The sequence below is a fragment of the Caldithrix sp. genome (genome assembly GCF_056497305.1).
The window spans coordinates 1-6,038 of sequence record NZ_JBSMDE010000071.1; the positions used below are offsets into that span (position 1 = coordinate 1).

6 protein-coding genes are annotated in these 6,038 nt (G+C 46.6%); 2 read left to right on the top strand and 4 right to left on the bottom strand.

Features of this window, described 5'->3' with window-relative positions; genetic code table 11:
- Positions 1-241: 241 nt before the first annotated feature.
- Positions 242-460 carry a hypothetical protein gene (locus ACWB0I_RS06195; RefSeq protein ID WP_479387176.1) on the bottom strand — a complete coding sequence of 73 codons (219 nt, stop codon included), beginning with the start codon at positions 458-460 and terminating at the stop codon, positions 242-244.
- Between the two features lie 189 nt (positions 461-649).
- Here ACWB0I_RS06195 and ACWB0I_RS06200 point away from each other — a divergent pair, with 189 nt between their 5' ends.
- Together ACWB0I_RS06200 and ACWB0I_RS06205 are read left to right on the top strand one after the other, a co-directional pair.
- Complete coding sequence (locus tag ACWB0I_RS06200) at positions 650-1,828, top strand: exo-beta-N-acetylmuramidase NamZ family protein (protein WP_479387177.1); 1,179 nt, start codon at positions 650-652, stop codon at positions 1,826-1,828.
- A 189-nt stretch (positions 1,829-2,017) separates the two neighbouring features.
- Positions 2,018-2,857 carry an SDR family oxidoreductase gene (locus tag ACWB0I_RS06205; protein ID WP_479387178.1) on the top strand — a complete coding sequence of 280 codons (840 nt, stop codon included), beginning with the start codon at positions 2,018-2,020 and terminating at the stop codon, positions 2,855-2,857.
- Between the two features lie 395 nt (positions 2,858-3,252).
- Here ACWB0I_RS06205 and ACWB0I_RS06210 read toward each other — a convergent pair whose 3' ends face one another.
- From ACWB0I_RS06210 to ACWB0I_RS06220, 3 genes are all read right to left on the bottom strand, one after another.
- Entirely contained in the window at positions 3,253-4,203 is a 951-nt protein-coding gene (locus tag ACWB0I_RS06210; RefSeq protein ID WP_479387179.1) for an SDR family oxidoreductase, read from the bottom strand.
- 113 nt (positions 4,204-4,316) lie between these two features.
- Complete coding sequence (locus ACWB0I_RS06215; RefSeq protein WP_479387181.1) at positions 4,317-4,898, bottom strand: D-sedoheptulose-7-phosphate isomerase; 582 nt, start codon at positions 4,896-4,898, stop codon at positions 4,317-4,319.
- 9 nt (positions 4,899-4,907) lie between these two features.
- Positions 4,908-5,657, bottom strand: coding sequence for a phosphoglycerol geranylgeranyltransferase (locus ACWB0I_RS06220; protein ID WP_479387180.1), 750 nt, complete (start codon positions 5,655-5,657; stop codon positions 4,908-4,910).
- Between the last annotated feature and the right edge of the window lie 381 nt (positions 5,658-6,038).

Genomic DNA, 6,038 nt, shown 5'->3' on the forward strand with positions numbered 1-6,038 from the left:
ACGAATTATTTTGTGAAAGGACAAGTAGCGCCCCTGAAAGGCGAAGGACCGTACCGAGTGTCATTCCGAATTCCCGCTTTAGCGGGATGAGGAATCCTTTACACCTTCAGACAATTCGCAAGCGCAACGTAACTCGAGCTTCAGCTCGAGACTTTGGTAAGGGCGAAGCATTTTTTGCAAAGTCTTTCTCAAGAGCGATTTTAACTTGTACACAAAGAGGTTGCGCTAATTGGAACAAACTTCAGGAAAATGCTTCGCCCTTACGCCTGAGAAAGATTTCTCCACTTTGCACGTTGCTTTCGCTCCGCGCATCGGTCGAAATGACAATCAGTGAGGCTTCGTGCCGAGCGTCATCGGGACATGCCCGTCTGGCCGTGGCAGCCGGTTGGAGCGCAGCGGAAATTGCTACTCTCAGGAACAGATCTGGACAGCTGTCCAGACCATTAAACGATTCAACCATTTAACCATTCAACGGCTTTACCTACTCACACAGCTCAAATGTTGTTAGCAAGCGTAACGTAACCGAATTTTAGCTCGAATCTTTCACTGTAATACAGCGCTCCATTGCCCATCAATTAAATTTGCAATCGCTGCGTTTCATGTTTATTTACTATGGTATGTTTACCATTGAAAAAGCGAGGCAAAAATCATGGTGTTAAGCGGGCTGGATGTTCTACAAAATGAACATTTTAAAATAATCGAAGGTCAACGCGTTGGCTTGCTGTGCAATCAGGCCTCCATTGCAAAAAATTTTCGGCATGCCATTGAATTGTTCTTTCGGGCGCATCAGCTTGGCCTTTTCCGTTTAAGCGCCCTTTTTGGACCGCAGCACGGCCTGTTTGGCCACACTCAGGACAACATGATTGAATGGGAAGGATTTAAGGATCCCTACACCGGACTTCCGGTTTATTCGTTGTATGGCGAAAATCGCAAACCGACAGCGGACATGTTGAGTGATCTGGATGTCATGGTCATCGATCTGCAGGACGTGGGGGCAAGGTATTACACATTCATCTGGACCATGGCTTTAACCATGGAAGCCTGCGCCGAACAGAACGTAAAGATCATTGTGCTGGATCGTCCCAATCCCATTGGCGGCCAGCAGATGGAAGGCCCCTGGTGGCAGCCCGCTTTCAAAAGTTTTGTGGGCTGGCATCCGTTGCCGGTTCGCCATGGATTGACCATTGGGGAAATTGCCCGTTATTTTCAGGCCGCCTTTTATCCGGAAGCTACGTTGGAATTGGTCCCCATGAAACATTGGCAAAGGTCTTTTTATTTTGATGAAACCGGACAGCCCTGGGCCATGCCTTCTCCCAATATGCCCACTGTTGATACCGCAGTAGTCTACCCGGGCATGTGTTTGCTGGAAGCCACTAACATTTCCGAGGGCCGTGGCACCACCAGACCCTTTGAAATCTTTGGCGCGCCCTGGATCGATCACTGGAAATTTTCTGAGGCCATGAATCGTCTCGGCTTACCTGGCGTGTATTTCCGTCCTCTGGAATTTCAACCGACCTTCAACAAATACCATGGCGAAGTGTGTCGCGGTTGTTTCATGCACGTGCATCAAAGAGAGACGTTTAAACCGTTTTTAACGGCTATTGCTCTCATCTGGCAAATCATTCGCTCCTATCCGGAATATTTTCAGTGGAAACAACCGCCTTACGAATATGAATATGATAAAATGCCCTTTGATATTCTGGTGGGCAATGATTGGTTACGGCCTTTGCTTGAACGGGAAACGGATTTGACGGCCATTGAGGCGCGCTGGCAGGATGAATTGGAAGCTCATCGTTCCGAACTGCTCGCATTTCTCATGTACGAATAAAATCCGGGCCGGTTGTATTTAAAATTACGCAGGTCACTCAAGAGGCTTACCTATGAAGGCATGGCTAAAAAGCATCTGAAGTTGGCTGAGTTCGCTGCTGAAATGTACGTCGTTATCCGGAGAACGGTTGCCAATTCTAAAAAACTGACAAACCCGGAACGCTTTTTAGATCGATTAAAAGGAGGTACTATGCAAGGGAAAATAGTTTTAATTACCGGTGCGACCGATGGAATTGGTAAACAGACCGCCCTTGAACTGGCAAAGCGGGGCGCACACGTCGTTTTACATGGCAGAAATTCTTCCAGGGGACAGCAAGTTTTGCAAGAGATTAAATCCATGACGGGCAATGACCACCTTGATTTTGTCCAGGCCGATCTGGCTTCATTACAGGAGGTCAGGCAAATGGCCCGGCACATTAAGGCGCGCTACTCTGCCCTGCACGTGTTAATTAACAACGCCGGAGTATTTGAAGCGACTTTTAAACAAAGCCGGGATGGTTTTGAAATGACCTTTGCCGTAAATTATTTAGCCCATTTTTTGTTAACCTGTCTTTTGCTGGATTTATTATGCAGTAGTGCCCCAGCGCGCATCATTAATGTGAGCTCCATGGCCCACAGTCAGGAACTCGATTTTGAAAAGATTCAAACAGAAGAATCGTACTCTGGTTACCGCGCCTATTCCTACTCGAAACTGATGAATATCCTGTTCACCTTTAAATTGGCCAGCTTACTGGACAAAAACAAGGTGACCGTTAACTGCCTGCATCCTGGGGTGATCGACACCAAGTTATTGCGCGCCGGTTGGGGCGGAGGCGGCGCTTCCGTGGAAGAAGGGGCCAGAACCTCCGTCTATCTTGCAAGCGCCCAGGAGCTTCAAAAAGTGAGCGGCACCTATTTTTCCAATTTAAGACCGGCCCATCCGGCCGCCATAGCCTTTGACGAAAAGATACAGGATCGGTTGTGGCAGATGAGTACAGACCTGTGCGCCTGCCATTTTGAGGAGGCCTTAAAAGATTGTAATGAGCCGTAAGCTCTTCTTTTCCTGCCCCTCAGCTCCGATGCCAGAGGAGCCCCAAAAAACATAATCATGGTGAGGGTTTGAACCGGGATTAATGTGATAGTTTGAACCAGGATTAAGAGGATTATATGATTGTCTTGATTTAGGTTGCCTAAAGAAAGTTGTTCCTTAATTTCATGGGCAAAATCCAGACACAGGAGATGCTTAATCTTGGTAATCCTTTAATCAAGTAAATCCTGGTTCAGAATTTGAACCTTGATTTTAATAGCCCACAGAAAGACCAGCCTCAAATATTAGGCACAAATTCCCGAAATCAAAAAAACCTAATCCTGGTAATCATGTAATCAGGCAAATCCCGGTTCAAAATCAAAAAAATCACGGTTCATAACAGTTGATCGTGCCTTTTGTTATTCCAGAGCATCCCTGTGGCGATCAAACCACTCCACAGTCTTTTGCAAACCTTCCTTAACGCGTACCTTTACCTCGTAGCCTAAAATTTTACGCGCTGCTTCAATATCTGCCAGTGAATGTTTAATATCGCCAGGCCGGGGATCGCCATGAATGGGTTGGACCGTAGCGCCGGTCAATTTGCGCAGTTCTTCCGCCAGTTCATTTAGAGTAATGCGTTCGCCGCAGGCAATGTTAAAAACATGTCCCGGCGCATCCGGAGCTTTACAGGCTTTCAGGTTGGCATCTATCACGTTTTCAATGTAGGTAAAATCACGGCTCTGAGTTCCGTCGCCGTAAATGGTTGGAGACTGCCCCTTGAAATAGGCCTTAATAAACTTGGGGATGACCGCAGAGTAATAGGAATTCGGGTCCTGCCGCGGACCAAAAATATTGAAATAACGTAAGGCTACTGTTTCCAGACCGTACACTTTGTAAAATACCGAGCAGTATTGTTCAGCGGCTAATTTATTAACCGCGTATGGCGAAAGCGGGTTGGGCTTCATGGTTTCTACTTTAGGCAGGGTGGGCGTATCGCCATAGGCCGAAGAAGAGGCAGCGTAAACAACACGTTTGACGCCATTTTCCTTGGCCGCGTAAAGCACATTTAATGTACCGTTTAAGTTGACGTCATTGCTCTCCAGCGGAGTCTGAATGGAACGGGGCACAGAGGGCAGGGCCGCCTGGTGCAGGATGTAATCCACTCCCCTCGTTACCTCCAAAAGCGTGTTCAGATACCGGACATCTCCATTGATGACTTCCACTTTATCCAGAAGCGATTTAATGTTTTCCGCACGGCCGGTGGAAAAATTATCTAAAATTTTAACCATTGCGCCCTTTTGTACCAGGGCTTCTGCCAGATTAGAACCAATAAATCCAGCTCCACCAGTAATTAAATAGACTTCGCTCATCACCTTTCTCCCTTGTATTCATAGTAAAAAAATTTGAATTAAAATCTGTACCTTCCAGGGAACCGATGCTTTTTAATCGGAAAAAATCGATAAAACTGAAATATTTTGAAAATTTATTTTGAAGCAAAAAGCGATTTTTCAACGAGCTCAACAATAATGTGCCCAATAGCAATATGCGCTTCTTGAATGTGCTGAACATTTACCGAAGGCACAATAATCGGCACATCGACCCAATCTCTGGATCTTCCTCCGTTCTGCCCTAAAAAAGCGATCGTTTTAATTCCCTTGTCCCGGGCAATAGGGAAGGCCTTAAGCACATTCTCCGAATTTCCGCTGGTGGAAATGCCCAGCAACACATCGCCCGTTTGGCCCAGCGCTTCCACCTGGCGAGCAAAAATCTGATCATAGCCCAGATCATTACTACCGGCTGTCAAAACAGAGCTATCGGTGGTTAAAGCAATGGCCGGCAAAGCCGGACGCTCAAGTTCGTGGCTCAGGCGAATAACAAATTCTGCAGCCAGATGCTGCGCGTCGGCTGCACTACCGCCATTACCACAAAGCAGTAATTTTTTTCCCTGCTTAAAACATTCAGCAATCAGCCAAATAGCCTGGTCAATGAATGGCGTACAGTGTTTGATGACCAGTTGTTTAACCAGAATACTCTCTTCAAAATGCTTCTTGATCGATTCCTTGATTTCCATAGATTACCTTTTTTGATGTACGGCATGGGCAAAATCGTAGGCCAGATGATGGTTGTTGCGTTTTTCCAGCACATTTCCAGTCACAATGAAAGAGGCCCCGGCCGCCACCTTCTGGGCGGCCTCTTCAGGGGTTCGGATCCCGCCCCCAACAATTAGCGGCACATTAACCTGATTATGAATGGTCCCTATGATTTCTTGTGGAACAGAGTGCTGGGCCCCGCTGCCCCCTTCTAAATAAATGAATTTAAAGCCAAAATATTCCGCGGTTAAAGCATGGGCAACGGCAATTTCCGGTTTGTTGCGCGGCAAAGGACGCGTGCCGCTCATAAATTCGGCGGATGTTACCTCTCCTGATTCAATCAACAGATAGGCCGTAGAAATAGCTTCCAGACGCAAACGGTGAATGATTGGCGCAGCCAGAACCTGAGTGCCTATGAGGTGATCCGGATTGCGCCCGCTGAGTAAAGAGAGAAAAAGGATGGCATCTGCATGACGGGAAACCTGATGCACCCCACCCGGAAAGATAATCACCGGTAGCTGCTGTGCATATTTTTTAAATTGCTCAAGGTATTGATCAAAATGGGGCGTCAATAATAGGCTGCCACCTACTAAAAAAGCATCCACGCCTGCCTGAATTCCGTTTTCAATCACCTGCGGTAAGGCGTCCATGCTTGTCTTGTCCGGATCGATTAAGATCAGGTAGCCAGCGCCTTTTTGCGCCTTGATTTCCAACAACCTCTGATAAACTGTCATTGTGTCCGCCGGAAAGATTTGTTTACAATTATTTTATCTTATTAAAAACAGATTGAAAATACTAAATAGGTATTTTAAAATCAAGCCGATTCCTGTGTGCAGAGGCATTTGGGACCTAGTAAAAGACCATCTGCGTCAAACATTCTGGAACGTAGCCCATTTCTTCAAGGTAGCAGAGCTGCAACCTTTAAAAAACCGCAAAGGACGCAAAAAATTAATTTTAATTAAAAATTACGAATTACGAATTATTTTGCGAAGGGGACAAGTTGGGTCCTGAAAGGCGAAGGACCGTACCGAGGGTCATTCCGACCCCGCTTCAGCGGGGTCGGACTCCCTTTCACTGGTAAACAATTCCTAAGCAAACGTAACTTGAGCTTTAGC

Coding starts and splice junctions, on each gene's coding strand:
- ACWB0I_RS06195 (WP_479387176.1), bottom strand. CDS start 460: ATGGTTGAATCGTTTAATGGTCTGGACAGCTGTCCAGATCTGTTCCTG.
- ACWB0I_RS06200 (WP_479387177.1), top strand. CDS start 650: ATGGTGTTAAGCGGGCTGGATGTTCTACAAAATGAACATTTTAAAATA.
- ACWB0I_RS06205 (WP_479387178.1), top strand. CDS start 2,018: ATGCAAGGGAAAATAGTTTTAATTACCGGTGCGACCGATGGAATTGGT.
- ACWB0I_RS06210 (WP_479387179.1), bottom strand. CDS start 4,203: ATGAGCGAAGTCTATTTAATTACTGGTGGAGCTGGATTTATTGGTTCT.
- ACWB0I_RS06220 (WP_479387180.1), bottom strand. CDS start 5,657: ATGACAGTTTATCAGAGGTTGTTGGAAATCAAGGCGCAAAAAGGCGCT.